The sequence below is a fragment of the Prochlorococcus sp. MIT2304 genome, from assembly GCF_059772405.1.
Window position 1 is genome coordinate 1,676,999 of sequence record NZ_CM186286.1, and the last position, 25,559, is coordinate 1,702,557.

The 25,559-nt window shown below is 36.4% G+C and carries 25 protein-coding genes and 1 tRNA gene; 13 read left to right on the forward strand and 13 right to left on the reverse strand.

The annotated features are described in order from the left end of the window. Positions 1–9 precede the first annotated feature (9 nt). Positions 10–1,215: a 4-hydroxy-3-methylbut-2-enyl diphosphate reductase gene (locus AC6EIY_RS09585; protein ID WP_498506681.1), complete on the forward strand. Its 1,206-nt coding sequence runs from the start codon at positions 10–12 to the stop codon at positions 1,213–1,215. Positions 1,216–1,277: 62 nt separating this feature from the next. Further along, the gene (locus AC6EIY_RS09590; RefSeq protein WP_498506682.1) at positions 1,278–1,811 is read left to right on the forward strand and encodes a DoxX family protein; all 534 of its coding nucleotides are present in this window, start codon (positions 1,278–1,280) and stop codon (positions 1,809–1,811) included. Between the two features lie 61 nt (positions 1,812–1,872). On the opposite strand, the gene purH is transcribed toward AC6EIY_RS09590, so the two are convergent. Beyond that, the gene (gene purH / locus AC6EIY_RS09595; RefSeq protein WP_498506683.1) at positions 1,873–3,429 is read right to left on the reverse strand and encodes a bifunctional phosphoribosylaminoimidazolecarboxamide formyltransferase/IMP cyclohydrolase; all 1,557 of its coding nucleotides are present in this window, start codon (positions 3,427–3,429) and stop codon (positions 1,873–1,875) included. Between the two features lie 64 nt (positions 3,430–3,493). On the opposite strand from purH, the gene AC6EIY_RS09600 reads away from it, so the two are divergent. Then, positions 3,494–4,099, forward strand: a complete 606-nt coding sequence (locus AC6EIY_RS09600) for an alpha/beta hydrolase (RefSeq protein ID WP_498506684.1) — start codon at positions 3,494–3,496, stop codon at positions 4,097–4,099. Here the strand turns inward: AC6EIY_RS09600 and AC6EIY_RS09605 are convergent. Beyond that, positions 4,096–4,464, reverse strand: a complete 369-nt coding sequence (locus AC6EIY_RS09605; protein WP_498462148.1) for a DUF3155 domain-containing protein — start codon at positions 4,462–4,464, stop codon at positions 4,096–4,098. The two genes, AC6EIY_RS09600 and AC6EIY_RS09605, sit on opposite strands and share 4 nt — an antisense overlap. Positions 4,465–4,771: 307 nt before the next feature. Between AC6EIY_RS09605 and AC6EIY_RS09610 the strand changes: the two genes are divergently transcribed. Then, positions 4,772–5,893: a sensor histidine kinase gene (locus AC6EIY_RS09610; RefSeq protein ID WP_498506685.1), complete on the forward strand. Its 1,122-nt coding sequence runs from the start codon at positions 4,772–4,774 to the stop codon at positions 5,891–5,893. Here AC6EIY_RS09610 and AC6EIY_RS09615 read toward each other — a convergent pair. After that, on the reverse strand, positions 5,874–6,596 hold the full coding sequence (locus AC6EIY_RS09615; protein WP_498506686.1) for an adenosylcobinamide-GDP ribazoletransferase: 723 nt from the start codon (positions 6,594–6,596) through the stop codon (positions 5,874–5,876). The two genes, AC6EIY_RS09610 and AC6EIY_RS09615, sit on opposite strands and share 20 nt — an antisense overlap. Before the next feature lie 133 nt (positions 6,597–6,729). On the opposite strand from AC6EIY_RS09615, the gene tgt reads away from it, so the two are divergent. Both tgt and AC6EIY_RS09625 read left to right on the forward strand, forming a co-directional pair. Further along, positions 6,730–7,860 (forward strand): tRNA guanosine(34) transglycosylase Tgt, encoded by a 1,131-nt coding sequence (gene tgt, locus AC6EIY_RS09620; RefSeq protein ID WP_498506687.1) that lies wholly within the window; start codon positions 6,730–6,732, stop codon positions 7,858–7,860. Positions 7,861–7,894: 34 nt separating this feature from the next. Continuing rightward, complete coding sequence (locus AC6EIY_RS09625) at positions 7,895–8,038, forward strand: photosystem II reaction center protein K (protein WP_269604438.1); 144 nt, start codon at positions 7,895–7,897, stop codon at positions 8,036–8,038. 126 nt (positions 8,039–8,164) lie between these two features. Here the strand turns inward: AC6EIY_RS09625 and AC6EIY_RS09630 are convergent, their stop codons facing one another. The 3 genes from AC6EIY_RS09630 to AC6EIY_RS09640 all read right to left on the reverse strand — a co-directional run bounded on the left by AC6EIY_RS09630 (position 8,165) and on the right by AC6EIY_RS09640 (position 10,562). Continuing rightward, positions 8,165–9,187 (reverse strand): Gfo/Idh/MocA family oxidoreductase, encoded by a 1,023-nt coding sequence (locus tag AC6EIY_RS09630; protein ID WP_498506688.1) that lies wholly within the window; start codon positions 9,185–9,187, stop codon positions 8,165–8,167. A 20-nt stretch (positions 9,188–9,207) separates the two neighbouring features. Beyond that, complete coding sequence (locus tag AC6EIY_RS09635) at positions 9,208–10,476, reverse strand: hemolysin family protein (protein ID WP_498506689.1); 1,269 nt, start codon at positions 10,474–10,476, stop codon at positions 9,208–9,210. A 13-nt stretch (positions 10,477–10,489) separates the two neighbouring features. Further along, positions 10,490–10,562: transfer RNA gene (locus AC6EIY_RS09640), tRNA-Ile, on the reverse strand. 110 nt (positions 10,563–10,672) lie between these two features. Between AC6EIY_RS09640 and pyrE the strand changes: the two genes are divergently transcribed. Together pyrE and ygfZ are read left to right on the forward strand one after the other, a co-directional pair. Then, complete coding sequence (pyrE, locus tag AC6EIY_RS09645; RefSeq protein ID WP_498508212.1) at positions 10,673–11,251, forward strand: orotate phosphoribosyltransferase; 579 nt, start codon at positions 10,673–10,675, stop codon at positions 11,249–11,251. Continuing rightward, positions 11,251–12,099: a CAF17-like 4Fe-4S cluster assembly/insertion protein YgfZ gene (gene ygfZ, locus AC6EIY_RS09650; protein WP_498506690.1), complete on the forward strand. Its 849-nt coding sequence runs from the start codon at positions 11,251–11,253 to the stop codon at positions 12,097–12,099. The genes pyrE and ygfZ overlap by 1 nt, the downstream gene beginning before the upstream one ends. A 15-nt stretch (positions 12,100–12,114) precedes the next feature. On the opposite strand, the gene AC6EIY_RS09655 is transcribed toward ygfZ, so the two are convergent. After that, entirely contained in the window at positions 12,115–13,569 is a 1,455-nt protein-coding gene (locus AC6EIY_RS09655; RefSeq protein ID WP_498506691.1) for a TM0106 family RecB-like putative nuclease, read from the reverse strand. 51 nt (positions 13,570–13,620) lie between these two features. Here AC6EIY_RS09655 and AC6EIY_RS09660 point away from each other — a divergent pair, with 51 nt between their 5' ends. Beyond that, a complete protein-coding gene (locus AC6EIY_RS09660; protein WP_498506692.1) occupies positions 13,621–15,081 on the forward strand; it encodes a phosphoglucomutase/phosphomannomutase family protein in 1,461 nt (486 codons plus the stop codon). Continuing rightward, complete coding sequence (rdgB, locus tag AC6EIY_RS09665) at positions 15,074–15,652, forward strand: RdgB/HAM1 family non-canonical purine NTP pyrophosphatase (protein ID WP_498506693.1); 579 nt, start codon at positions 15,074–15,076, stop codon at positions 15,650–15,652. Before AC6EIY_RS09660 ends, rdgB begins: the two co-directional genes overlap by 8 nt. 40 nt (positions 15,653–15,692) lie before the next feature. Here rdgB and AC6EIY_RS09670 read toward each other — a convergent pair whose 3' ends face one another. The 3 genes from AC6EIY_RS09670 to fabI all read right to left on the reverse strand — a co-directional run bounded on the left by AC6EIY_RS09670 (position 15,693) and on the right by fabI (position 18,700). Beyond that, positions 15,693–17,186 carry a carotenoid oxygenase family protein gene (locus tag AC6EIY_RS09670; protein ID WP_498506694.1) on the reverse strand — a complete coding sequence of 498 codons (1,494 nt, stop codon included), beginning with the start codon at positions 17,184–17,186 and terminating at the stop codon, positions 15,693–15,695. Positions 17,187–17,275: 89 nt separating this feature from the next. Further along, positions 17,276–17,887 (reverse strand): imidazoleglycerol-phosphate dehydratase HisB, encoded by a 612-nt coding sequence (gene hisB / locus AC6EIY_RS09675; protein ID WP_498506695.1) that lies wholly within the window; start codon positions 17,885–17,887, stop codon positions 17,276–17,278. Positions 17,888–17,917: 30 nt separating this feature from the next. Beyond that, on the reverse strand, positions 17,918–18,700 hold the full coding sequence (fabI, locus tag AC6EIY_RS09680; protein ID WP_498506696.1) for an enoyl-ACP reductase FabI: 783 nt from the start codon (positions 18,698–18,700) through the stop codon (positions 17,918–17,920). A 119-nt stretch (positions 18,701–18,819) separates the two neighbouring features. On the opposite strand from fabI, the gene AC6EIY_RS09685 reads away from it, so the two are divergent. Continuing rightward, the gene (locus AC6EIY_RS09685; RefSeq protein ID WP_498506697.1) at positions 18,820–19,440 is read left to right on the forward strand and encodes a thioredoxin family protein; all 621 of its coding nucleotides are present in this window, start codon (positions 18,820–18,822) and stop codon (positions 19,438–19,440) included. A gap of 52 nt (positions 19,441–19,492) precedes the next feature. After that, complete coding sequence (locus AC6EIY_RS09690) at positions 19,493–20,662, forward strand: DegT/DnrJ/EryC1/StrS family aminotransferase (protein ID WP_498506698.1); 1,170 nt, start codon at positions 19,493–19,495, stop codon at positions 20,660–20,662. 1 nt (position 20,663) lies between these two features. On the opposite strand, the gene AC6EIY_RS09695 is transcribed toward AC6EIY_RS09690, so the two are convergent. The 3 genes from AC6EIY_RS09695 to folK all read right to left on the reverse strand — a co-directional run bounded on the left by AC6EIY_RS09695 (position 20,664) and on the right by folK (position 23,352). Further along, positions 20,664–22,145 carry a cryptochrome/photolyase family protein gene (locus AC6EIY_RS09695; protein WP_498506699.1) on the reverse strand — a complete coding sequence of 494 codons (1,482 nt, stop codon included), beginning with the start codon at positions 22,143–22,145 and terminating at the stop codon, positions 20,664–20,666. Continuing rightward, positions 22,142–22,702 carry an NUDIX hydrolase gene (locus AC6EIY_RS09700; protein ID WP_498506700.1) on the reverse strand — a complete coding sequence of 187 codons (561 nt, stop codon included), beginning with the start codon at positions 22,700–22,702 and terminating at the stop codon, positions 22,142–22,144. The genes AC6EIY_RS09695 and AC6EIY_RS09700 overlap by 4 nt, the downstream gene beginning before the upstream one ends. 68 nt (positions 22,703–22,770) lie before the next feature. Beyond that, positions 22,771–23,352, reverse strand: a complete 582-nt coding sequence (gene folK, locus AC6EIY_RS09705; RefSeq protein WP_498506701.1) for a 2-amino-4-hydroxy-6-hydroxymethyldihydropteridine diphosphokinase — start codon at positions 23,350–23,352, stop codon at positions 22,771–22,773. A 47-nt stretch (positions 23,353–23,399) separates the two neighbouring features. On the opposite strand from folK, the gene bchD reads away from it, so the two are divergent. Beyond that, positions 23,400–25,550, forward strand: a complete 2,151-nt coding sequence (gene bchD, locus AC6EIY_RS09710) for a magnesium chelatase ATPase subunit D (protein ID WP_498508214.1) — start codon at positions 23,400–23,402, stop codon at positions 25,548–25,550. The last annotated feature ends 9 nt before the right edge of the window (positions 25,551–25,559 follow it).

The following is a 25,559-nucleotide window of genomic DNA, read 5'->3' on the forward strand; positions in this document are numbered from 1 at the left end:
TTAATTGAAATGGATACTCAAGCCTTCAAGCAAACCCTTCATAAATCAGATAGGTATAACCGAAGAGGATTTGGTTCAGCAAATAAGCGAGCACAAGCCCTTGCTGAAGCCTATCAAAGTGGATTGATTGGATCGATTAGAGAAAATGGAAATCTTTTGGAGCATGGAAGATTAAAAGTAAAACTTGCAGAAGCGTTTGGATTTTGTTGGGGAGTAGAAAGATCAGTTGCCATGGCTTACGAGACAAGGAAACATTATCCCAATGAACGAATATGGATAACTAACGAAATCATTCATAATCCTTCTGTCAATGATCATTTAAGGAAAATGAATGTTCTTTTCATAGCGGAAGAGAAAGGGATTAAAGATTTTTCCGGAGTTAAAGATGGAGATGTTGTCATTCTTCCTGCATTTGGGGCAACGGTGCAAGATATGCAACTATTACATGATCGAGGTTGTCACATCATTGATACGACTTGCCCATGGGTCTCAAAAGTTTGGCACACAGTTGAAAAGCATAAAAAACATACTTTTACATCAATTATTCATGGCAAATATAAACATGAAGAAACTTTAGCTACCAGCTCTTTTGCAGGGACTTATCTAGTGCTATTCGACCTTGAAGAGGCGAAATACGTTGCAGATTATATTTTAGGTAAAGGTAATAGAGAAGATTTTTTAAATCGATTTTCAAAAGCCTCTTCAGCAGGCTTTGATCCGGATAAGGATTTGCAAAAAGTTGGAGTTGCTAATCAGACCACAATGTTAAAAAGCGAAACTGAGGAAATTGGAAGATTGTTTGAGAAAACAATGTTGAAAAGATTTGGCCCTGCCCAATTGAATGAACATTTTCTAGCTATCAATACCATCTGTGATGCTACTGAAGAAAGGCAAGGAGCAATGTTTTCTCTTGTTGATGAACCTTTAGACCTTATGGTTGTAATTGGCGGATTTAATTCTTCTAATACAACTCATCTTCAAGAAATCGCAATAAGTCGTGGAATTCGTTCTTTTCATATTGATACTCCAGAGCGAATTGGTGAAGAAACTAATACCATTACCCATATGCCACTAGAAGGAGGTGAATTGCTAACTGAGGCAACCTTTCTTGAACAGGGAAATATTAGTGTAGGCATTACCTCGGGGGCTTCAACTCCTGACAGAGTGGTTGAAGATGTTATTCACAAGCTAATGAAATTAAGCGAAAATTTTTGATAAGAAAAAAACACAATTTTGTCCCAATCTCTCGTAGGATAGATAATAGTTTTTAGTGGAAGATGACTCAAGCGAACAAATCTAATCTTAAAGATCCTGATTCACAAAAGGTTGAAGTCGTTGTACAGAGCCCAGAAGGGGAAGTAAATATTTTTGGAGAACTATCAATATTAGTTCTAAGAGTTAGTTTTAGTTTGATGATGGTTCATCACGGTTTGGAAAAATTAAATGATCCAGGTGGATTCGCTGAATTTGTAGTTGGCAAATATTTCAGTTTTCTTCCTGGCGATCCTGTGATTTGGACTTATATGGCAGCAGTAACTCAAATAGTTTGTCCAATAGGCTTGGCAACTGGAGTATTGGCAAGATTATCTTCCTTAGGTCTTCTATCAACAATGGTATTTGCTTTGTATTTCCACTTTATAGATACTGGTTTAGAAGGATTTCCTTTTGCGGTAGTAGAGAATCACAATTACATATTTGAATTGTCAGCTATTTACGCAGCAATATCATTTTATTTCTTATGCGCTGGCCCAGGAAGACTATCACTTTTTAGGAAATCAAATAAAATAACTTATTATCCAAAAGGTACATAATTGAGTTTAAATTAAAAGCTGATTTTAAAGATATAAGTTAACAATTTAACTTTAAATAACATCAATGTAGAAAATGTCTTTTGCCGGTTATTATCATTTTTATACCTAATTCATCGCAAGCTTTAATTGAATCTTCGTCTCTAATGCTTCCCCCAGGTTGAATAATTGAACTAATGCCGTAATCAGCTGCCATTTTTACAGTATCATCGAAGGGAAAGAAACCATCGCTAGCTAATACCGCACCTTTTGATTTGCTTCCGGCAGCTTCTAAGGCAAGTTTTGCGGAACCTATTCTATTCATTTGACCTGCTCCAATCCCTAAGCTTTGTTTATTATGTGCAACAGCTATAGCATTAGATCTTACATGTTTTACAATTTTCCATGCGAAGGATAAGTCATTTATTTCTTCTTGGTTTGGTACTAACTTTGTAGCAATTTTCCATTCTTTTTGATCTGTATTTGGTTCATCTAAATCTTGAATTAACAAACCACCAAGTATACTTCTAATATGGTGTTTAGTTGCTTTTTGTATAGATTCAGCTTTTAACTCTAAGAGCCTTAGGTTTTTCTTTTTTGATAGTATTTCTTTTGCATTATTATCAAAATGTGGAGCTACAACGCATTCAATAAATATATTTTCGAGCTCTTTGGCCGCAGCTTTATCGACAGGACAATTAATAGCAATAATTCCACCAAAGGCGCTAATCCTATCGCAATCTAATGCTCTTTTGAGTGCTAAATATGGATTATCTCCAATAGCGACTCCACAAGGATTTGTGTGCTTTATCACCACTGCTGCCTTTTGATATGAATCACTCGTAATAGTGTTTTCATATCCAAATTCACGAAGAGTAGATAACGCAGCCTCTAGGTCTAGAAGATTATTTGTACTTAATTCTTTGCCTTGTAATTGATTGGAGCCACTCCATCCTTTCTCAGGCTCTCCATACCATGATGCTTTTTGATGTGGGTTCTCTCCATACCTAAGTTCTTGTTTTAATGGTAAGCCTTGTAACCAAGAAGCTTTTTCGTAAGCGATATTTTTAGCAATCCATTTACTTATAGTGAGGTCATAAATGGCTGTATGCTCAAAAGCTTGTTGTGAATATTTTTTTCGTAATTCATTAGTTATGGCTTTTGATTTATATGCATCTATTAATCCCTGGTATTGATTTGGATTAGTTACTACAAGAACATCTTGGTGGTTTTTTGCTGCTGCTCTAATCAGCGTTGGCCCACCAATATCAATATTCTCAATGGCTTCATCCCATAAAACATTTTCTTTTGAAATGGTTTTCTCGAAGGGATACAAGTTAACAACCACCAAATCTATTGGATTTATGTTTTGTCTATGTAAATCATCCAAATGAGATTTTTTGTCTCTTCTAGCCAATATTCCACCATGAATCTTTGGGTTCAGTGTTTTCACTCTTCCTCCCAGAATTTCTGGAAACCCTGTGTAATCTGCTACTCGTTTTACAGGAAGATTCTCACTCTCAAGTAACTTTGCAGTCCCTCCACTTGAAATAATTTTGAATCCCAATTCATTAACTAATGCTTTGGCTAATGGAATCAAACCAGTTTTGTCTGAGACACTCAGCAGAGCTATGGGTGACATCTTTATAGTTTAAAATCGATTCTCTTGGACAACCTACGCATCAAATAAGGATATTGCATTCAAGATGACTGAACTTCTCTCCTTAAATTCTGAATCCGCAACAAATAGACTCGTTTTACTGCATGGTTGGGGAGCAGATGCACATGATTTGTTGTCAGTCGGCAAATTTTTAACCGAAGGGTTAAAAGATCGTTTTGAAATAGTTTCTTTCTCTGCCCCTCAGCCTCATCCAAGTGGATCAGGCAGGCAATGGTATCCCTTATACCCTAACAAATGGGAAGAGGTTCCAAATGCAGTATTGGATCTTGAAAAGAGACTAAATAATCTTTGCTTTAAACGCATACCCTTAAATAAAACATTTTTATTGGGGTTCTCCCAGGGGGGCGCAATGGCATTAGAGGTTGCTACAAGAATTAAGTTTCAGGCTGTTTTTGCATTTAGCTCATATCCACATCCGGATTGGAAACCATCAAAAGATATGCCACCAATTTTTCTTTACCATGGAAACATTGATCAAGTTGTGCCTAAAGCAGCTTCTCAAAAAAGCTTTGATATTTTGTTAAAAAATGGAGCTAAATCAGAGTTATATTTTTTTGATGGAGGTCATGAAATAAGCAATGATCTAATTGATCATTGCCGAAGAACAATTAAAAAACAATTTTTAATCTAAACAAAAGCGTATTCGTACTCTTCAATCTCTTCCCAATCATCTGCGGTGAGTTCTAAACCAGCAAAAATTTTGTCTTCACCAAGAAATTCAACAATAACCCTTAGCGAAGGGAAAAGAAAGTGATTCTCTTCAGCATATTGAGCACTAAACAAACCTTTCTCTCCCCAGAAGAAGCGATCAGTAGTGTGTTCATTGCGACGCACATTTAATATGGCGGGTGCGAATAAGCCTTCTTCGGCTATAAAGCGTCTCGCTGCGGTAACAGGCTTATGTTGACCAGTTCCTAAATGATAAATAGGAACATGGGACATAACACGCTGGCCTGCGAGTCTGCGTCTGCTAATTCTTTTACGCTTCTTTGACATGAAAAACTAAGCTATGTATGTGGGGGGGGAGAAGGTTAGAGACTTTTTTATTCACTCTTGCTGAAGCAAAAGTGAATAAAAAAGTTGAAACTGATACGGAAAGTTTTTCCCAAATTCTCAAAAGTTGACTACAGAGGTTACCCATCAATCTCTGCAATAGCCTCAAAGTCACTCAAAGTGCTCACTTTTGAATTAGATTTGAGATAGCCTCCTTACAATTGATCTAAAATCTTTATTAACATCTTAATACTTTTTTTAAATTTTTCAAGTTTTTGAATACTTCGTTTCCTTTGTCTAAGATTGCACAATGAGCTCAATGCAGTATTCAGAAAGGTTTTTAAATTTTGTTCAACAGCAGTTGATGAACTATCAAGCTGATCCGGAGCTTGAACATGTTGTCGTTTATGTAGCAAGATCTGGAGACAGTGGATCCCCAACATTGGAGGTTGTTGGTCAGTGGCCGAAGTCAGAAAAAGTTTTACAGCCAGTAGAAACTGATACTGCCCTTCGAACGCCTTCATCTAACAGGAGATGGTACCCGTTACAAGAAGGCTCAATATTGTTAGGCGTTATTCGTGCTGAGAGAATTGATACTGTTGAAGAATGGCCCGAGTCTTTAGATCAGCGATTGCAATCTATGTCAATTTTATTGGCAAACGCTCTCGCATCTGAGCTTGAGAGAAAAAGGTTATTAGATCAATTAGATGATCAAAAGGAACAGATATCTTTAATGGTTCATCAACTCAGGAATCCTCTAGCTGCCCTAGGGACTTATGCAAAACTGCTTTTGAGAAAGATAGGCCCTGAAAGTGAACATGAAAATCTTGTAAAAGGTCTTATGACTGAGCAAGCGCAAGTTAATAAATACCTCTCTGCGCTTGATCAGCTAAGTCAAGTCAAATTACCTCAAGCTGATGATGGATCAAACAGATTACTTTTGCCTCCGCTCTTGCCAACTGAGACTTCGATAAGTATAAAAAGCTTGATAGAGCCATTGATAGACAGAGCAAAGGCAAGAGCAAATCTGCAAGGAAGAGAATGGTTTAGTCCTTCAGAGTGGCCAGAGTGGATGGAATCAAGATCAATTTCAGAAGGGGTTATTGCCGAAATAGTCGCGAATCTTCTGGAAAATGCATTTCGTTATAGTCCTCCTAAATCATCCATAGGTATTGAAGTTGCTGAAGGGGGAATATGCATTTGGGATGAGGGCATCCCTATTATTGAGGAAGAAAGAGAAAAGATTTTTGAGAAAGGTTTTAGAGGTGCAAGTGGTTCGAAAATGTCAGGAAGTGGAATAGGTCTCGCTCTTGCTAGAGATTTAGCTCTCCAATTAGGTGGGGATTTGAAATTATTTGTTAATCCGAAGAAATTTAAAAACTCTTTACCTGAATCAGGGAATGCTTTTGTAATTAATTTGGAACCAAAATGATACTTAATAATAGTAAATTAGTTGTCTCTGTTATCACTAAACTTGCTCCAAAGCTGTCTCCGCAATGACCTCCTAAATATTTATTTATTAAGCTTGGTATTAATGCTGAAGATATCAAACCCGAAAATATGCAATATATCAATAAAAAAGTATTAGATATGTTCAAATTAGTTAAAGATAGAAAAAGCATTATTCCCGTAAAAATTATAATTATTGATGGTGTTATTTCTTTAGAAAGGCCTTTCCAGTGTTCATGATGCATGGACTTGGATTCTTTCTTAGAAATGTATTCATAGTTTTCAATTGCAAAAATTTGTGAGAATCTTCCCCAAAAGGCAGCTAAAGGGAAGGCGAAGGGAGCATAAAATCCAAGTTTGATTGTTGCTGCTATTTGAAGGATCAAAATGATAACTAAACTTTGTACACCTATTGCACCTACTCTGCTATCTTTCATTGCCTCAATTTTCTTTGATGGACCTGCTCCAATCCCATCAGCTGTATCCATTAGACCGTCCATATGAAGGCCACCAGTGATGACGATGCTAATTGCAATAGATACCAAGGCGATAGAAGTAATCGGCCAATTAAGGTAATTCAGTAAAAGCCAAGAAAGTGATTGTAAAAAGCCAATGAAAACTCCTATTAAGGGGGCAAAACGAGTAATTCTTTTGAAGCTTGGCTTAATTATTGGGCATTGAGGCAAAATTGTGTAAAAAACCCATGCACCTGCAAGGTCACTTAGCCAGTTCTTAAAAATCAGAATTACAACCTCAACAGTTTCTTACGTTCTAAATTAGTTATATAACTAATTTAAGTAATTGATTATTTAGGAATAATTGAAAAAGCCCTTCTTTGATTTTCAAATAAAAAGCAGATGTAAAAAGACATTGGCCCGTGTTTGTTCTTTTAAAACCCCAAACGGAATTGTAAACACACCTAGATTTATGCCAGTAGGGACTTTAGGAACAGTAAAGGGCGTTTCATCTAAGCAGCTAAAGATGACAGGAGCAGAGATGATTCTTGCAAATACTTTTCATCTCCATCTGCAGCCTGGAGAAAAGATTGTTCAAGATGCAGGTGGAATACATAAATTTATGAGTTGGAGCAAGCCAATACTTACTGACTCAGGAGGTTTCCAAGTATTTAGTTTGGCAAAGTTGAATAAAATTGATGATCAAGGGGTTTCGTTTCAAAGTCCCAGAGATGGTAAACATATTTTTTTGACTCCTGAAAAAGCTATTCAAATTCAAATGGCATTAGGCTCTGATATAGCTATGGCTTTTGATCAATGCCCTCCATACCCTGCTAGTGAATCAGACGTTGAGGAAGCTTGTAAAAGGACTCATCACTGGTTGGAGAGATGTCTTGATGCTCATAACAAAGATGATCAAGCAGTTTTTGGAATAGTTCAAGGTGGGTGTTTCATTCATTTGAGGGAAATGAGTGCGAAAATTGTTTCAGAGTTCGATTTGCCGGGAATTGCTATTGGAGGAGTAAGTGTAGGTGAACCAATTAATCAAATACACAAAATTGTACGAGAAACCTGTCCGTTGTTACCTCTTGATCGACCTAGATACTTAATGGGAATAGGAACCTTGAGGGAAATGGCCATAGCAGTAGCTAATGGTGTTGATCTGTTTGATTGTGTGATTCCCACTCGCTTGGGGAGACATGGGAGCGCTTTAGTTGATGGGGATACATTGAATCTAAGAAATTCTCGTTTTAAAGATGATTTCAGACCATTGGATTCATCATGCAATTGTGAAGCTTGTAGTGGATATACAAGGGCATATATTCATCATTTAATACGCAACAAAGAATTACTTGGTCTTACACTTTTGAGCGTGCATAATCTCACGCATTTGATTCGTTTTACAGGTGCTATGAGGCAAGCAATTATTGATGGTTGTTTTTCAGAGGATTTCGCTCCGTGGCAGAGTGGCTCTAAAGCGCGTCATACGTGGTAGCGTGCGTGCTTAATACGTCCATTATTTCTTAGGGATGGCACTGATTAATCTCGACTTACTAGCTGAACTTCCGGTTGCTTACCAGGCTTTTGCACCAACAGTGGATGTTCTTCCGCTAATACCTCTTTTCTTCTTTCTGCTTGTTTTTGTTTGGCAAGCGGCAGTTGGCTTTCGTTAACAAAGAAGTTTTTCTTCTGATTTCTTAAAATTTAAGTAATCAATTCAAGGTTCTTAACAAAATAAAACTTTTGCTCGAAGTAAAACATCGGGCAAAAGTTTTTTTTTGAATATTGATCTGACTTATTTAAATTCCTTCTCCAAGCTGAATGTCTTCACTTGGCATTGAAACTGCTTTTTCGATCAAATCAGCTAGATGCAGTGCTCTAGAGGCTTGAAGCCCCCCGACGGCAGGTTTCTCTTTACCTTTAACGCATTGCAAGAAATGCTCCAGTTCTGCATACAATGGCTCTATTGATGTTGTACTCACTTCTTCAATAAAACCATCGTTTCTATAAAGTAATTCTCCATGATCAGCTGAGTACCATTCATGGGCCTTCCTGTGTATGTGAATATTGTGGTTTAGGAAATCTGTTTCTATAAGACTTTGTTTGCAATGAGCGCTCAAACTTCTGATTTTTTTGTGACTCATTTTGCTTGCAGTCAGACTTGCAATCACCCCATTTTCAAATCCTAGTGTCGCGTTAACGTAATCCATAGGTCCATCTTCACTACATCCTCCAACTGCAGCCAGCCTAATCACTTTTGAATTTGCAAGTTCAATAACTAAATCAATATCGTGAATCATTAAGTCCAACACGACTGAAACATCATTTGCTCTTTCGGGATGAGGGCTATGCCTTCTGGCTTCAAGAACTACAACTTCTTCATTGGCAACTACTTTTGTTAATTCTCTAAAAGCTGGATTAAATCTCTCTATGTGGCCAACTTGTAATAACTTTTCTGCATTGTTTGATGCACTAATCAATGATGACGCTTCTTCTTTATTGGCTGCTATCGGTTTTTCAATTAACACGTGTTTGCCAGAGTTTAGGCATTCTAGACCTACTTCATGGTGAAACAACGTAGGTACAGCAACACATACAGCTTCTACTTTATGTAATAAGTCCTTGTAATTTTGATACCAATTACAATTAAATTGTTCCATAGCTAGCTTCCCCCTTTCTTCGTCTAAATCTGCAACTCCTACTAACTCAGCATCTTTTAAAAGACTAAGCACTCTCGCATGATGCCAACCCATATTTCCAATACCAATTACCCCAACTTTTACGGGCATAATATTTTCGTTCATATTGGAAATTTTTTTCATGCTTACTTTCTAATTAATTATTATTTAGGAAGGGTTATTTTTACTTTGTTTATTCTTGGACCCTTCATGGAGATAATTTCAAATATAGTTTCATTATGAACGAACGTTTCACCTGAGTTGGGAATTTCTTGGAGTTTTTCTAAAACAAATCCAGCAAGAGTGTAATGATCATCTGCTTCTGGTAATTCTAATTTAAGCTCTCTATTTAGTTCTATAACTTCTATTTCACCAGAAGTAATCCAGATTTTTTTCAAGTCATCAATGGGTTTTAGCTCAGATTCTTTATTATCAAATTGAATTTCATCACCAACAATTTCACCTGTTAAGTCTGCTGATGTTATTAATCCTTCAGTTCCTCCATATTCATCAACTACCAATAGGAGTGGGTTCCCATTTTTTATTAGGGGTAGTAATTCGTCCAAAGTAGAAGTTTCTAAAACACGAATAACTGGTTTTATGTAAGGCTTTAAAGAAGAGTTCGCTTGCATTTCTCCTTTGGCTATTGGATCAGCAAGTTGCCTTAAATCTAAAACTCCAAGCACATTATCGAGTGAATCATCAATTACTAAGTATCTTGCGTGACGAGTTTTATGAACTTCTTCCATCATTTGTGTGAAGGAAACCTCTTTCGGAAGAGTAACCATTCCTGACCTAGGAACCATTACCTCTCTGACTTGGGTGTCTCTTAAAGCAAATACACCTTCAAGTATGTTTCTTTCGTCAGGTTTTAATCCTATTACGCCCCCAGTTTCAATTAATTTTTCTAATTCTCCTGCAGAGAATGCAGCTGTTGTCAGACTCTCTGATTGAGTATTGAGTCCAAACAATCTAAGAATTAGTAAAGCAAGTCCTTCTAGCAAAGAAAGGAATGGAGACATCCATTTTATTGCTGCTTCAATTAGAGGTGATAATTTTAGAGCAGAATTCTCTGGTTGATTAAGAACAAGTGCTTTTGGAAGAAGACCTGATATAAAAGTTGCCAAAAGTACAACAGTAATAAAAAGTCCTAGATCTAAAAAATAGTTAATTGAAGCATTATTTCCCCACCATTGAGTTGCTAAATTTTTACAGATCCAACCAATTGAAATTAACGAAATAGTTATTCCTAACTCTGCTATTAATAGGGTTCTTCTAAGCCTTTTCTGCAGACGAATTATGGAATTGGATCCTGGTAGTCCATCATCTATCAGTCTTTGAACCTTGGTTGAACGAAGTCGCAAAATAGCAAATTGACCTGCATTGAAAAATGCAGGTATTACAAGCAATATAAAAAGAAGTAATAAACTCATCAATAAATTTCTATGGGGGTGGCGAGGATCGAACTCGCCTAAGGCGAATTATGAGTTCGCTGCATTCACCAGATTGCTACACCCCCAAAAAAGCAGAACTAAAAACTTTTTTTGATAATAGTTAATTTGTTTGCCTAAAGTAAATATATATCTAATCCCACCAAGATGTTTAATAATTAAACTTGCATATAAAGATATGACCCCATTGAATCCTTCATTAGATGGCGAAAGAGAAACTCTTTTAACTTTATTGGCTCAAAAAGCTTATAGGTTCGGAAATTTTTCTTTGGCTTCCGGGAAAAAAAGTTCTCATTATGTCAATTGCAAGCCGGTCTCTCTCTCTGGTCTAGGTCTCTTGTCGATAAGTTCACTATTTCTCAAACAAATAAATCAAGATGATAGTGGCGTGGCTGGATTGACTTTGGGCGCGGACCCTCTTGTTAGTGGCGTTGTGATGTTGGCAGCCCAATCAGGTATTGCGTTAAGCGGTTTAATAGTAAGGAAAGAAGCCAAAGGTCATGGGACTGGAGCATGGCTTGAAGGCCCTTTACCTCCAAAGGGTTCTCTGATTACTGTCCTAGAGGATGTAGTAACTACTGGTGGTTCCTCTTTGAAAGCTGTTGAACAACTTAGAAATCAAGGTTATTTTGTTAAGCAAGTATTAGCAATAGTCGATAGAGAAGAAGGTGGTGCAGATGCAATGGCTAAAGCTGATTTAGATTTAAATAGTCTTTTCTTTTTAAAAGAGATTGTTGGAAGAGCTAAAAGCTTGTAATGACAGAAACTAAATCATTGATTTGGGACGAGAAATTCCCTGCATTGGTTCTAAAAGGGGAGGGTGCTATTGCTTTTTTGCATGGTCAAACGACTGCAGATGTTTTTGCAAAGAAAGAATTAGACCAAATATTCATGAGTTGTTGGCTATCAACTAAAGGATCTTTAAAAGCTTTATTGGAAATTCGACTTTCAGATGATATGGCTGAGATAGTTATTATTAGTGGTGAAGTTAATTCTATAAGAGATGGATTTGAGTCAGTGATATTTCCAGCTGATAAAGTGAAGTTAGAAGTTATAGATCCAATCAGAAGAAGACAAGAAATAAATAATAATAAATCATGGAAGGAATCAAATTTTAGATGGATTGATGATAATGAAATAATTCATGGAGAAATAACTAACGCTATAAAAGCTAATAAAGAAGAATTGGAAAATTGGAAAATAAGACAAGGAATACCTAGCTTTGATAGAGAGATCAATGGAGAAACAAATCCTTATGAATTGGGATTAGCAGATACTATAAGTCTTGATAAAGGCTGCTATCTAGGTCAAGAGGCAATGGCAAGAGTATTTAGATCTAAATTTCTAAAATATCAACTACGTTATTGGGAAGCTTATGGAGAATCTAATGAGTTTGATATTGGTAAAAAGTTTTTTAGCACTAATAAAGATGAAGGATTAAAGAAAAGTATAGGATTTGTTACTTCTTCAGTTAGAGTTGATGATAATTTCTTTAATGGACTTGCTTTAATTAAAAATAATTTAATTGATAAGGATGTTTGTTTCTCTGAAAATGGTGACTCTATAACTATAAAAAAAACAATCTCTTTTACAAATCCTTTTTGATCTATTTCGATATTCTCAATCATGATCTATTAACCACTTTGCAATCATTAAAGTAGCAATGCAATCATCACGATTATATTTGAATATTGAATTTAGATTTTTAGAGTAATTATTATGTTGTTTTCGCGATTTTTTCCATTGTCTCCACCATAAAAGAGCTCTAGCTCCATCAGTATTGGATTGCTCCCATTTGAATCCTATTAGTTCTGCTATTGATTTAAGGCCATAGTTTCTTACTGGAAGGCACCAGCATTTTCTAACTAATAAATGTATGTCAATAAATCTTTTTTTTAATACTTCAATTTCTTGAGGACTTGCGCCTTGATTTAAGGCAAGCTTTAGCAAAGCTATTTGTTCTGTTTCACCATAATGAATAATAGGATAGTCTTTATTAAGACTTAACTTTTTATTTATTCTTTTCCAGAGAAAACTTTCATTGGTTTTTTCAAGATTAAGTAATGGTGAATATTTAGTTTTTACTAGGCTGATTTCGTTGTTAATATTTTTTGGAAATCGAATAAATCCATGCAAAAAGTCATGTTTAACATCTGGGTCAGACTCAATATCATAAATGTATAAACCTTTTGCTTTCTTTAAATTACTGAGTGTTATTTCAGGATTTAGTTTGATTGCCTTGTTTCTCATTTTAGATTGCGATTGTAAAATAATTTCTTTAGAAATATCACCATGCTGTGTGCCAAATCTTTCAAGCTTTTCCTTTAGTTTGTAATGCTTAATTCTTGCTAAATCATCTATGTTTTTGATGCCAATTTTGTTTAATAAAAGTTCTCTTTTTGCTCCAATTCCGCTAACTTCACTAAGACTTCCTTCTTTGTTTGATATGGCATCACAATCTTTTCTCCAAGAGCATATTGTACATTTTTTTCTATTAGAAGTTATTGGTGGAGGAGTTTTTGATTCGATATCTTTCTCTAGATTTAACAATGAATCGATTAATTCTTTATTCATATTTTCACTTAATCTTATCTTCTCGACCTTAACAATGTTATGTTCTTTGTGTAAGATTAATCCTTTTTTGACTTGAAATTTTTGTAAATTATTTATTAATAAGCCTTGCATTGCAAATATTAATCTATGCTCTCGAGTGATTTTTTTACCTTGCCTAGCTAAAACAGGTTGGTACGAAAAATTTCCCCAAATACTTTCTCCTGATGTCTTCTTTAAAATCGGTAAGTTTCCTGTGATAATTCTATTTTTAATAAACGGATATTTAAGTCTGACTCCATAGGCGATATTTTTCCCCTCTTTGCAAGCTTGAATTCCTATCCCATGACTTTTTTGTGAGAGTTTATGAAAGCAGTCGATTTGATGATTTAATTGAAGTGTGCTGTGAGCGGTCCACAACTTTTTTTGTTTATCACCATAAATTTCGAGCCACGCTTTTCTTCTGCATCGAATCCAATTCCTTAAAAGGTGATCATTAATTGGTTTGGATTTATTACATTTCATACTTAGAGATTAATCTGAATTTCTTTAAGAACAAAGTTTGCCAACATAAAGATGAAAAAGAAAAAGTTGAATCTCACTCAAGATGACATTTCTTTCGGAACAGATGGATGGAGGGGAATATTAGGCGTTGATTTTACTTTGGAAAGATTACTTAAAGTTTCAGCAGCAGCAGCTCAAGAGCTTGCTTATACGAAGGAGAAAAAAAATAATAAAATAATTATTGGTTATGATCGACGTTTCCTCGCAGAGGAGCTGGCTGAGGCGGTTGCATCTGCAGTTAGAGGAGTAGATTTAATACCTTTGTTGTCTTGTTCTGCTCTGCCAACTCCCTCTTGTAGTTGGGGAATAGTTGAAGAAAATGCACTTGGTGCACTTGTTATTACAGCAAGTCATAACCCATGCGAATGGTTGGGTTTAAAAATAAAAGGTCCTTTTGGAGGATCAGTTGATAGCTCTTTCACCGACTCCGTTAAAAAAAGATTAGACGCGGGAGGGATATCAATTCCAATTGAAGACGCAACAGAGAGAGTTGATTTTCGAAAACAACATCTATTGGGGATTAGTCAGAAATTTGACATGCCTTTGATTGCTAATGGCTTGAGAAAATTGGGTGTGAAAATATTTGTTGATCCAATGCATGGATCTGCTGCGGGCTGCATGTCTGAATTATTTGGCTCTGATGGTGATGAGCTTATTTATGAATTGAGAACAAACAGAGATCCTTGTTTTGGCGGGAATCCACCAGAACCTATGAAAGCTTATTTATCTGAATTAATAAAAGAAGTTAAGGACTCGTTCAGAGAGGGTAAGTTATCAATGGGCATAGTTTTTGATGGAGATGGAGATCGAATTGCGGCGATAGATGAAAAAGGTAGATATTGCAATACACAGTTGTTAATGCCTGTTTTGATAGAGCATCTAGCAAGATTCAAAAATATGCCAGGTTGTGTCGTTAAAACTGTAAGTGGCTCTGACTTGATGCGATTTGTTGCGGAGGACTTGGGGAGAGAAGTGCTCGAGAAGCCAGTCGGATTTAAATATATTGCTGAAGAAATGCTTTCGAGAGAAGTTCTTATTGGTGGAGAGGAGTCAGGGGGGGTTGGATTTGGACATCATTTGCCAGAACGTGATGCTTTGTTTACTGCTTTGCTTTTGATGGAGTCAATAGTTGCTGATAGTAAATGCTTGGGTGAGAAAATAGATTCTCTTCATGCTCGTTTTGGCGAGAGTCATTTTGAACGTATTGATTTAACTCTCAAAAATATGAAAATGAGAAGGGACTTGGAAAATTTTTTGAAACAGAAAACTCCATCTTCAATAGGTCATAAATCAGTTTTAGAGGTTATTTCAACTGATGGAATAAAACTTGTACTTGATAAAAGTCATTGGCTTATGTTCCGCTTCTCTGGAACAGAGCCTCTTTTAAGGATTTATTGTGAAGCTCCATCCAGCACAGAAGTGAATTCAACTTTGTATTATGCAAAGCAACTTATAGACAATAGTTTTGGATAAGCTCCCTCTAGTAATTGCTAGTGGCAATCAAGGTAAAATCGCAGAATTTAAAAAACTTTTGGACGATTTTCCATTTAATTTAATGACTCAACCTGTTGGATTTGAAATTGAGGAAACAGGAAGTACATTTATGGAAAATGCAAGAATCAAGGCGATTGCTGTTAGTGAGGTAACAGGTAATATGGCTCTTGCTGACGACTCAGGGTTAAGTGTTGAGTCTCTTGAAGGGGCTCCAGGGATTTATTCTTCTAGGTACGCAAATTCAGATGAGGAAAGAATTGAAAAACTATTAGCAGAGCTAAAACCTTTTCAAAATAGAAAAGCTAAATTTGAATGTGCATTATGTATAGCTAGTGGGGGTAAAGCGATGATAGAAGTTTCAGGCTTCTGCGAAGGTTTAATAACTCTTTCCCCGAAAGGGGAAAATGGTTTTGGATATGATCCGATTTTTGAAGTTTCTGGATTAGGTGAAACTTATGCGGAAATGGATCACGAAAAAAAGAAGGAGATTGGGCATAGGGGGAATGCATTCAAATTACTCATACCAGAATTGAAAAAGCTATTAAATTGAATAAATAAGTAGATTTAGTGCTGTAAAAATCTTGTTCTTACTAGTTTTCAACCCAGCTTCCGTGTAATCCATGAGGGATTGAAATAGGAACTTCAAGAATAGCTTTTTCACTAAGATCTTTAGAATCAAGAATTATTAAATCAGTTCCAGATCTGATGCTATTCCAGACCAATACAATTACCCATCCATTGTCTTCTTCTGATCTTGATTCTTTGGAAGGAATAAATATTGGCTCACTTACAAAACCTCTAGGAGCAGCACTCCAACTAATCTCTTTATTGTCTATTAAATCAATTTTTTTTATAGCTTGGAGTGGCCCATTGCCTTCCTTTTGCTCGGCAGTTGCCATCCAACTAAAGCGTGCCTTTTGTCCTTCAAAATGAGGATTGACCATTGCAAATTCACAACATTGATTGCTTATGGTTGAACAGGTAAATGTATTTTCTATTGGATTGATTTCACTTCTTTTCAAAATTCCTTCTGGTAAAAGATCAAAATCAATTTCTCTAAAATTATCCTCAGGTCCAATGCTAGGAAAATCATCATAAAAAATACTTTCAATATTGATTTTTTCATTGTCTTCCCACGCATTTAGATGATGAAAAACAAAACCCTTAGGGGCATCAACAGATTTTGGAGGTTGACCAGCAAATTTGCCAGAATCCCTTGGAATTAGTAAAAATTTTGGGGTCCCATCGGGTTTGGAAGCTAAACATTGTGCGGCTCCTTTTTGTCCAAGTAGGAACGGGAGAGGATTAAAACTAATAGCATTTTGCAGGAATATTGCCCAGTTTGGAGTTATGGCGAAATCATGCAAGAACGCAAATCCATTAAATGAATCTTTTCTATCACTTAAAAGAGAGCCAATATTTTCACCCTCTGTGGAAAATTCCATCAATCTGATTGTGCTTTTAGGACCCGTAGATACCCCAAAAGTGACCATTCTTTGACTTTTATGATGGCCTGGGTCAAATCGAGGATGAGCACTAAATGCCTCACCTTTTTTTAAAACTCCATTTAAATCAGATAGACCATTGGTCTCCAGTGTGTTTGGATTAAGTGAATATGGACTGGAGGCTTCCCATAAAGCTAGTAAATTATCTCCAAGTTTTACTACGTGAGTATTAGCAATATTTTTTAGCCTTACATCAAAAGCATTAGCTAATACCCCGCCTTCTTTTTGAGTTCCAAATACACCTCTATATAGAAATTTCTGGGATTTTTCTTCTTCTGTCCACTCCTTTGTACGAATAAAACGATTTGTCAGGCTTATTTTCCCATTTTCAAATTTGAAGGCAGCAATCATACCATCTCCATCAAATGGATGATGGACCCACCTCCCGCCTCTTTCTAATCTGCCTGGTCCATTTCGATAAAAGGTACCAGAAATTTGTTCAGGAATAGATCCTTTTACCAGTTTGAGTTCAGCCTGATCTAATTCTTTGTCAACATTGCAATATGCACTTGACCAATCTTCTTTGCTGAAGCTTGTTTGCTGTGGTGATGATTCTCTTTTTAAATAACTAACTGCCACTATTTTGATTTGATTGAAACATAATTTTCGCTTAAACTTCTTATTTTTGCGAGCTAAAGGTCAAAAGGATTTATTAAAATATGTAGTTTTTATTGACCAGCTTGTTCCAGAACTCCTTTACTGCTTGGAATTTGACTTGATCTTCTCGGGTCAATTTCAGTAGCCATGCGAAGAGCTCTTGCAAAAGATTTAAAAGTAGCCTCAATTATGTGGTGAGTATTATTTCCGGCGAGTTGTTTGATGTGGAGAGTTAAACCACCATTACTAACAACAGCACCGAAAAATTCTTTAACCAACTCAGTATCGTAAGTGCCAACTTTTTGAGAAGGAATATCTAAATCAAAACTTAAATGTGGCCGACCGGAACAATCAACCACAACCTGAATAAGAGCTTCATCAAGTGGAGCTAAAAAATGACCAAAGCGCTTTATTCCAACTCGATCACCTAATGCTTTTGACAAAGCTTGTCCAATAGCAATCCCCACATCTTCATTGCTGTGATGATCGTCTATGTGAGTATCTCCATTAGCTCTTACTTCAATATCAAATAATCCATGACTAGATAATTGTTGGATCATATGGTCTAGAAAACCAACCCCGGTATTTGCACTGCATACTCCAGAACCATCAAGATCAATCTTCACCAAAACGTCAGTTTCCTTAGTCTTCCTACTAATCTCGCCTGCTCTAGTTTTTTTCATCTTTGATTAGCAATTTGAGTTGGCTTAGAATTACATTCCATTTATGCAATAACCTGCGTCAACATAAACAGTTTGTCCTGATATACCACTCGAAAGATCGCTAAGCAAGAAAGCAGCGGTATTACCAACCTCGATTTGAGTAACGGTTCTTCTTAGGGGAGCTTTTTCTTCGACGTTATGAATCATGTCCAGAATTCCTCCTATTGCTGAACTCGCTAAGGTTCTTATTGGCCCAGCACTAATAGCATTTACTCGAACCTGATTTTCAGGACCAAGCTCTTCAGAAAGATATCTAACGGATGCCTCCAAAGCTGCTTTGGCAACTCCCATTACGTTGTAATTGGGAATCGCTCTTTCTGCTCCTAAATACGTCAAAGTGACTACGCCTGCACCTTTACTGAAGAGAGGTTTTGCATTTTTACATAATGGGGCGAGTGAGTAAGCGCTAATTTCTAAGGCTCTGGAGAAGCCCTCTGAAGAAGTCGCACTGTAATTACCTACTAATTCTTCTTTTCCTGCAAACGCTAGACAATGAACTAGTCCATCAAGCTGTCCCCATTGATTTTTAATGGCTTCAAAAACTTCCTCAATTTGAGAGGAGTTTTGCACATTAAGTGGTAAAAACAGGCTTGGATCTAAAGGAGAAGTAAGTTCTTTTACTTTCGCTTCAAATCTACCTTTATCATCGGGCAAGTATGTGATTCCTAGTTCAGCTCCAGCTGCTTTTAACTGTTGTGCAATGCCCCAGGCAATTGATCTGTTGTTTGCTATTCCGGTAACAAGGATTTTTTTGCCACTAAGATCGAGAAGCATCTTTCGGACTCATTTGGTTAGTATTACTAATTGTCCCTTATTTAGGGCTAAGACTCATAGTTAAATGAATATATAGTTAAAAGTTCTGTAATCCTTTAACCCCCAAAAGTATAAGAATCATGGTTCGAACTGCTTCAACAATGCTTCCATTAGGAACTCAGTTGCCTGCTTTTGATTTAGATGTGGTTTCAGGCGTAAACCTTGCTCCGAATGACTCTTTAAAAGGTCTTACTCATATCAGTAGTTTTGAATTAACAAAAAGACCATTGTTTTTGATGGTCATATGCGCTCATTGTCCATTTGTTAAACATGTAGAAAGTGGAATCACAAAGTTATTCAATTCTTTTGGTAATGACGTTCAATTTTTGGCTATTTCTAGCAACAGCGTAAAAACACACCCGCAAGACGCGCCAGAATTACTTGCTTCTCAAGCTAATCGTCTGGGATGGAAGTTTCCATATTTATTCGATTCTGATCAAAAATTAGCAAAGGCGCTTAAAGCCGCATGCACGCCTGATTTTTATATTTTTTGGCCTTCTTCAGATGGAGGCTTAACGTTGAAATACAGGGGACAAATGGACGAAAGTCGTCCCGGCAATGAAATACCTGTTTCTGGTGATGATATTCGTTTAGCACTCAAATCATTACTAAAGGGAGAAGATATTTCATCTCATCAAAAACCTTCTATTGGTTGCAACATCAAATGGCATCCTGGAATGGAGCCTGAGTGGTTTGGATGAATTAATGAGCTTCTTTTTGATTGTTCATTCTTGCAACTTAATTTAAATAGTTATGCAAATACCTCCTTTTAGCCTTGAAGCTCAAATTTCTGAAATTGGAGAAGAGATTGAAGAAGCTTTAATAAAGGTTTTTAGAAGCGGAAAATATATCGGAGGAGAAGAGGTAACTTCCTTCGAAAAAGCTTTTGCCTTGGCTATAGAAACCTCTTACTCAGTTAGTTGCAATAGTGGAACTGATGCATTAATTCTTGCGTTAAGGTCATTAAATATTGGACAAGGTGATGAGGTGATCACCTCATCATTTAGTTTTTTTGCTACTGCAGAAGCAATTACAAGTGTAGGAGCTAGGCCGGTTTTTGTAGATATTGATCCTGAAAATTATCTTATGGATTTGGATTTAATAGAAGAAGCAATAACTCCAAAAACAAAAGCTATTTTACCTGTGCATTTGTTTGGTCATCCACTGGATATGGATAAAATAATTGCAATTGCAGAACGAAATAATCTAAAGGTTATAGAAGATTGTGCGCAAGCAGCTGGTGCTCTTTGGCGAGGTAAACCCGTAGGAAGTTATGGGGATGTGGGTTGTTTTAGTTTTTTCCCTACTAAAAACTTAGGTGCAGCAGGAGATGGAGGAGCCATAACTACTGATGATTATGATTTGGCAAAAATAATTAGGGAATTAACTATTCATGGCATGCCAAAGAGATATTTTCATACAAGAATTGGATACAATAGCAGACTCGACTCATTACAAGCTGCAATCTTAAATGTTAAGTTAGCTCGATTAAATAAATGGATTGAGCAAAGAAAAGTAATAGCAATTAATTATATAAATACGTTATCAACTATAGATTCAATTAAATTACCATCTTTTACTTTTAACAATAATTCTAGTCATTCTTGGAATCAATTTGCAATAAGAATAATGGATAAATCTTTTGTTGAAAATTTAAAATTTACTTCCAAGGATGTTTTCTCTAATCTTAGTAGAGATCTATTTAAAAATGAACTTCAAAGGCTTGGCGTAAATACAATAATTTATTACCCAATACCGATACATCTCCAACCTGCATATAAAGAGTTAGGGTATAAGGAAGGGTCTCTACCTATTACTGAAAAAGTATGTAGTCAGGTAATTAGTTTACCTATTTTCCCCGAGTTGAAATCTATTGAGCAATCATATGTAATTGATAAAATAAAGGAAATTTTTAAAAAATAATTTACTTAATACTCGAATATAATTCTTTGAAAATTGATGTTTGATTTTTATGGTTTACTATAGGTTTTGGATAGCCATTTCTCTCTGCAGAAATTATTTCACCTGAAAGTAAATTAGGCGTCGAAATGTGTGATAACTCCGGAATCCATTTTCGGATATAATTACCATTCTCGTCGAATTTCGAAGCTTGTCTCGATGGATTAAATATTCTCATAGGTTTTGGATCCATTCCACTGCTAGCACTCCATTGCCAACCTCCATTGTTTGATGCCAAGTCACCATCAACCAAGCTTTTCATAAAGAAAAGTTCTCCCCATCTCCAATCAATTAAAAGATCTTTTACTAGAAAAGAAGCAACAATCATTCTGCAACGATTATGCATCCATCCAGAATACTTAAGTTGTCTCATTGAAGCATCAATTATTGGGATACCAGTTAATCCATTTCCCCAAGCTTCAAACCAATCAGAGTTATTTTGCCATGGAAAATTTAGCCATTTTTCTCTATATGGACCTTTCTCAAGCTCTGGGAAATTAATAAGAGCATTTTGATAAAACTCTCTCCAAGCAAGTTCCTTTATCCATGTATCAATCGAATTTATTTGATATTGGTTTGTCGCTAGATTTTTTGATTGTTGAGCCCCGTTCCATACTGCCCTGCAACTTATTGTCCCTAGACTTAAAGCAGCACTTAGATTAGAAGTTGATTCTAATGATGGAATATCTCTTGCTTCATTATATGAATTTATAATTCCTGAATTTATGAAAAAGTTTAATTGCTTTATTGATTCAGACTCGCCTGGTTTACAAGGACAAAGATTGGTATCCTTGAATCTATTGAAAGAAAGTAAATCATAAATAGGCTTGCTTTCTTTTGTTATGCAATAGTTTAAATCTGAGTTTTTAATGAGTGATAATTCTTTATCATCTAGACCTTGAATTTTCTCAGATATTATTGAGATATCTATTGAATTTTTATTGGTTATATTTGTCTTACTGATTATATCAATCCATTTACGATAAAAAGGTCCATATACTTTATAAGGTTCTTGATTGTTTGTTTTTATATTAATTGGATCAACAATTAATTGATCTAAAAATGTATATACTTTTCTTTTATCTTTTTTAAGCTGCTCTGTGATTATTTTGTCTCTATTGATTTCATAGGGCTCAATATTTTCGTTCCAGTAAATACATTCAGCTTTTATTAAATCAGCTAATTTAGAAATTAATTTAATAGGATCTCCATTCAATATTAATAATTGGCTTCCTCTCTTTATCCAATTTTTTTGAAGCTCTAAAAGACTTTCGCACAAAAACCAATTTTTAGCCTCAGATGTGGTTTTATTGAGATTTAAAAGATTAGGATCTAAAATATATAATCCTATGAGACTTTTTGAATTTCTATTTGCTTCAAATAGACCTATATTGTCTTCAATTCTTAAATCTCTTCTATGCCAAAATATTGATCGATACTTTGTCATTTTTTATTCAAGATTTGGCTTGCTCTGAACCATGCAGTAATAGTTTTACCATCCAGTGATTCTTCTCCACTTGCAATGATTTCATTTAACTTTTCGGGTGCAATTTTTAATACTTCAATATCTTCATCTGCATCGCCCTCTGGCTTCTGGTCAAGTTTAGTTAATTCTCTTGCAAGAAAAAGATGAATTGTTTCGTCTGAATATCCTGGGCATGGAAGCATTTCTCCAAGATTGTCCCATCTTTTAGCAGAGTAACCACTTTCTTCTTGGACTTCTCTTTTAATTGATTCAAGAGGACTTTCACCAGCTTCTAATGTTCCAGCTGGAAATTCAAGAATTCTTCTTGAGCAAGCAAATCTGTATTGACGAAGAATAACGACTTCTCCAGAATCTGTTATTGGGACTGCCAATGCAGCTCCAGGATGACGAATGACTCCAAATTCGCCCTCCATTGAATTAGGTAAAAGAAATTTATTAATTTCAAAACGAATTTTTTTTGCATCAAGACAAGCCTTTGTCTCAATAATTTTTGATGGTTCAGGTCCTGGAATAGACATGCATTTTTTTTATTAGTAATAGGATGACTGATTTTTTGAAAAAAGGTTGGTGATTTTTGTTACGAGTCTTATTCAGGCCATATGTTTTCAGAATGTATTCTTGTTGGTTTCCCTTGAGCTTTTGATAAAACTTCTGTAAGGGGAATTAAAACAAAGTTTCTTTCACTTAATCTTGGATGTGGCAAAATCAGAGTTTTGGTATCTACCTGCAGTTCTCCCCAAGAAATGAAGTCAATATCTAAAGATCTTGGCCCCCGTAATGATTGTGTGTTTCCTCTTTTCCTGCCTGCGACTTTTTCTAATTCTAAAAATTTCTTCATTAAACAGATAGCTGCTTTTTCGTTTGGCTTAACGCTGGCGAATCCCTTCCCTTCTACAACTAGTACAGTATTAATAAATTTAGGTTGGTTAATTTGAACCCCGAGAGGCTCAGTCTCAAACAGCGGCGCCCATTGAAAAGATAAAGACTTATCAATATTTTGAGAGTGATTTTTTGGATAATTTAAATCAACATTCCACTCAAGTATGCTTTTTTCTATTTGCGGCCTTATGGCAACGATTGTATTTATGGGATCTCCAAGAATGCCAGGGATATTAGCGCCTATTGAGATGACGAGTTTCAATTCTGGTTTTTGTTTTGCATAAGTCATGCGAATATTAAAAGACTTTTAAAAATTTGCTTGATTTATCCAACCCTATGGTTCCCAGCGAATTGAAAAACAACAATATGTCTTCGGTTAAAAAAGACATAGCTGTCATGGATAGAGCTAATCGTTCTTTCCCTTTGGCTGCAATTACAGGTCATGGAACTTTAAAGCTTGCTTTGATGCTTGCAGCTGTTGATCCCGGGTTGGGAGGTGTGATCATTGCAGGTGGTCGTGGCACTGGTAAATCGGTTTTAGCAAGAGGGTTGCACGCACTTCTTCCTCCTATAGAAATAATTGATTTAGAAAAATTAACCAATATTGGAGGTGATGATGATTCATTTATTTATCCAGCGGGTAGAAATTTAGATCCTTCTTTTTCAGGGGAGTGGGATGATTTGACTAAAAAGCTATTTACGAAAAATATTGGCAATCTTGAAAATACTAATGACATAGAAAATCTCCCTAAAAAAGTTGTGCCTGCTCCTTTTATTCAGGTTCCCTTGGGAGTAACCGAAGATAGGCTTGTTGGTGCTGTGGATGTTGCTGCTTCGTTGTCAAGTGGAACACCAGTATTTCAGCCCGGGCTGCTAGCTGAAGCTCACAGAGGAGTTTTGTACATAGATGAATTGAATTTATTGGATGATGGCATTGTTAATCTTCTTTTGGCTTCGGTTGGGGCAGGAGAAAATAAAGTTGAACGAGAAGGATTGAGTTTAAGTCACCCATGTCGACCTCTATTGATTGCTACTTACAATCCTGAAGAAGGGGCATTGCGGGATCATCTTTTGGACAGATTTGCAATTGTGCTGTCTGCAGATCAATTAATTACAAATGAACAAAGAGTTGAAATAACCCAGTCTGCTATTTCTCATGGGCAGTCGAGCGAAGCTTTTTCTAAGAAATGGGCTGAAGATACAGAATCTCTATCAACGCAATTACTTTTAGCAAGGCAATGGCTTCCAGATGTTCAAATCAGTGAGGATCAAATTGAATACTTAGTTGTTGAGGCTATTCGTGGAGGCGTGGAAGGTCATAGGTCAGAGCTGTATGCAGTGAGAGTTGCAAAGGCTCATGCTGCTTTATGCGGGAGAGATTTAGTTGACGCAGAAGATCTAAAGGCGGCAGTAAGACTTGTAATTGCTCCAAGGGCAATGCAGATGCCCTCAGAAGAGGAAATGGAGCCCCCAGCGCCAGAAGATCAGACGCCGCCGCCGCCTCCAGAAGATTCGGAGGACAATAATGATCAACAAGAAGATCAAGAAGAAGATCAAGAGGAAGAGCAAGATGAAGAGTCTTCCCCTCCCATCCCTGAAGAATTTATGCTTGATCCTGAAGCATGTGCTGTTGATCCTGATTTGTTGCTTTTTTCATCTGCCAAATCAAAGAGTGGAAATAGTGGAAGTCGATCAGCTGTTTTAAGTGATAACCGAGGTAGATATGTTAAACCAATTCTTCCAAGAGGTCCTGTAAGAAGGATTGCTGTAGATGCAACTTTAAGAGCTGCAGCTCCTTACCAAAAAGCTAGAAGAGAAAGAGAACCTAAGAGAAAAGTTATTGTTGAAGAGGGTGATTTGCGTGCAAAATTACTACAGCGCAAGGCTGGTGCATTAGTTATTTTCTTGGTTGATGCAAGTGGTTCAATGGCTCTAAATAGAATGCAAAGTGCCAAGGGAGCTGTTATTCGTTTGCTAACTGAAGCTTATGAAAATAGAGATGAGGTTTCTCTTATTCCTTTCAGAGGAGATCAAGCAGAAGTTTTGCTTCCTCCTACAAGATCAATCACTGCTGCAAAAAGAAGACTTGAGGCAATGCCATGTGGGGGAGGTTCTCCGCTTGCACATGGATTGACTCAAGCGGCACGAGTAGGAGCAAATGCTTTAGCAACAGGAGATCTCGGCCAAGTCGTCGTCGTCGCGATTACTGATGGAAGAGGAAATGTTCCATTAAGTACTTCATTAGGTCAACCTATTCTTGAGGGAGAAGAACCTCCTGACTTGAAGCAAGAAGTTCTTGATGTTGCTTCTCGCTATCGAGCACTTGGCATTAAGTTGCTTGTTATTGATACAGAAAGAAAGTTTATTGCAAGCGGTATGGGAAAAGATTTGGCTGAGGCATCTGGTGGTAAATATGTTCAATTACCCAAGGCAAGTGATAAAGCTATTGCTTCAATTGCAATGGATGCAATTAATAGCGTCACCTGAAACTCGTTT

Excerpts from the sequence above, each read along its gene's own strand:
- AC6EIY_RS09585 (WP_498506681.1), top strand. The coding sequence starts at position 10 with ATGGATACTCAAGCCTTCAAGCAAACCCTTCATAAATCAGATAGGTAT.
- AC6EIY_RS09590 (WP_498506682.1), top strand. The coding sequence starts at position 1,278 with ATGACTCAAGCGAACAAATCTAATCTTAAAGATCCTGATTCACAAAAG.
- purH (WP_498506683.1), bottom strand. The coding sequence starts at position 3,429 with ATGTCACCCATAGCTCTGCTGAGTGTCTCAGACAAAACTGGTTTGATT.
- AC6EIY_RS09600 (WP_498506684.1), top strand. The coding sequence starts at position 3,494 with ATGACTGAACTTCTCTCCTTAAATTCTGAATCCGCAACAAATAGACTC.
- AC6EIY_RS09605 (WP_498462148.1), bottom strand. The coding sequence starts at position 4,464 with ATGTCAAAGAAGCGTAAAAGAATTAGCAGACGCAGACTCGCAGGCCAG.
- AC6EIY_RS09610 (WP_498506685.1), top strand. The coding sequence starts at position 4,772 with ATGAGCTCAATGCAGTATTCAGAAAGGTTTTTAAATTTTGTTCAACAG.
- AC6EIY_RS09625 (WP_269604438.1), top strand. The coding sequence starts at position 7,895 with ATGGCACTGATTAATCTCGACTTACTAGCTGAACTTCCGGTTGCTTAC.
- AC6EIY_RS09630 (WP_498506688.1), bottom strand. The coding sequence starts at position 9,187 with ATGAAAAAAATTTCCAATATGAACGAAAATATTATGCCCGTAAAAGTT.
- AC6EIY_RS09635 (WP_498506689.1), bottom strand. The coding sequence starts at position 10,476 with ATGAGTTTATTACTTCTTTTTATATTGCTTGTAATACCTGCATTTTTC.
- pyrE (WP_498508212.1), top strand. The coding sequence starts at position 10,673 with ATGACCCCATTGAATCCTTCATTAGATGGCGAAAGAGAAACTCTTTTA.
- ygfZ (WP_498506690.1), top strand. The coding sequence starts at position 11,251 with ATGACAGAAACTAAATCATTGATTTGGGACGAGAAATTCCCTGCATTG.
- AC6EIY_RS09655 (WP_498506691.1), bottom strand. The coding sequence starts at position 13,569 with ATGAAATGTAATAAATCCAAACCAATTAATGATCACCTTTTAAGGAAT.
- AC6EIY_RS09660 (WP_498506692.1), top strand. The coding sequence starts at position 13,621 with ATGAAAAAGAAAAAGTTGAATCTCACTCAAGATGACATTTCTTTCGGA.
- hisB (WP_498506695.1), bottom strand. The coding sequence starts at position 17,887 with ATGAAAAAAACTAGAGCAGGCGAGATTAGTAGGAAGACTAAGGAAACT.
- fabI (WP_498506696.1), bottom strand. The coding sequence starts at position 18,700 with ATGCTTCTCGATCTTAGTGGCAAAAAAATCCTTGTTACCGGAATAGCA.
- AC6EIY_RS09685 (WP_498506697.1), top strand. The coding sequence starts at position 18,820 with ATGGTTCGAACTGCTTCAACAATGCTTCCATTAGGAACTCAGTTGCCT.
- AC6EIY_RS09690 (WP_498506698.1), top strand. The coding sequence starts at position 19,493 with ATGCAAATACCTCCTTTTAGCCTTGAAGCTCAAATTTCTGAAATTGGA.
- AC6EIY_RS09695 (WP_498506699.1), bottom strand. The coding sequence starts at position 22,145 with ATGACAAAGTATCGATCAATATTTTGGCATAGAAGAGATTTAAGAATT.
- AC6EIY_RS09700 (WP_498506700.1), bottom strand. The coding sequence starts at position 22,702 with ATGTCTATTCCAGGACCTGAACCATCAAAAATTATTGAGACAAAGGCT.
- folK (WP_498506701.1), bottom strand. The coding sequence starts at position 23,352 with ATGACTTATGCAAAACAAAAACCAGAATTGAAACTCGTCATCTCAATA.
- bchD (WP_498508214.1), top strand. The coding sequence starts at position 23,400 with ATGGTTCCCAGCGAATTGAAAAACAACAATATGTCTTCGGTTAAAAAA.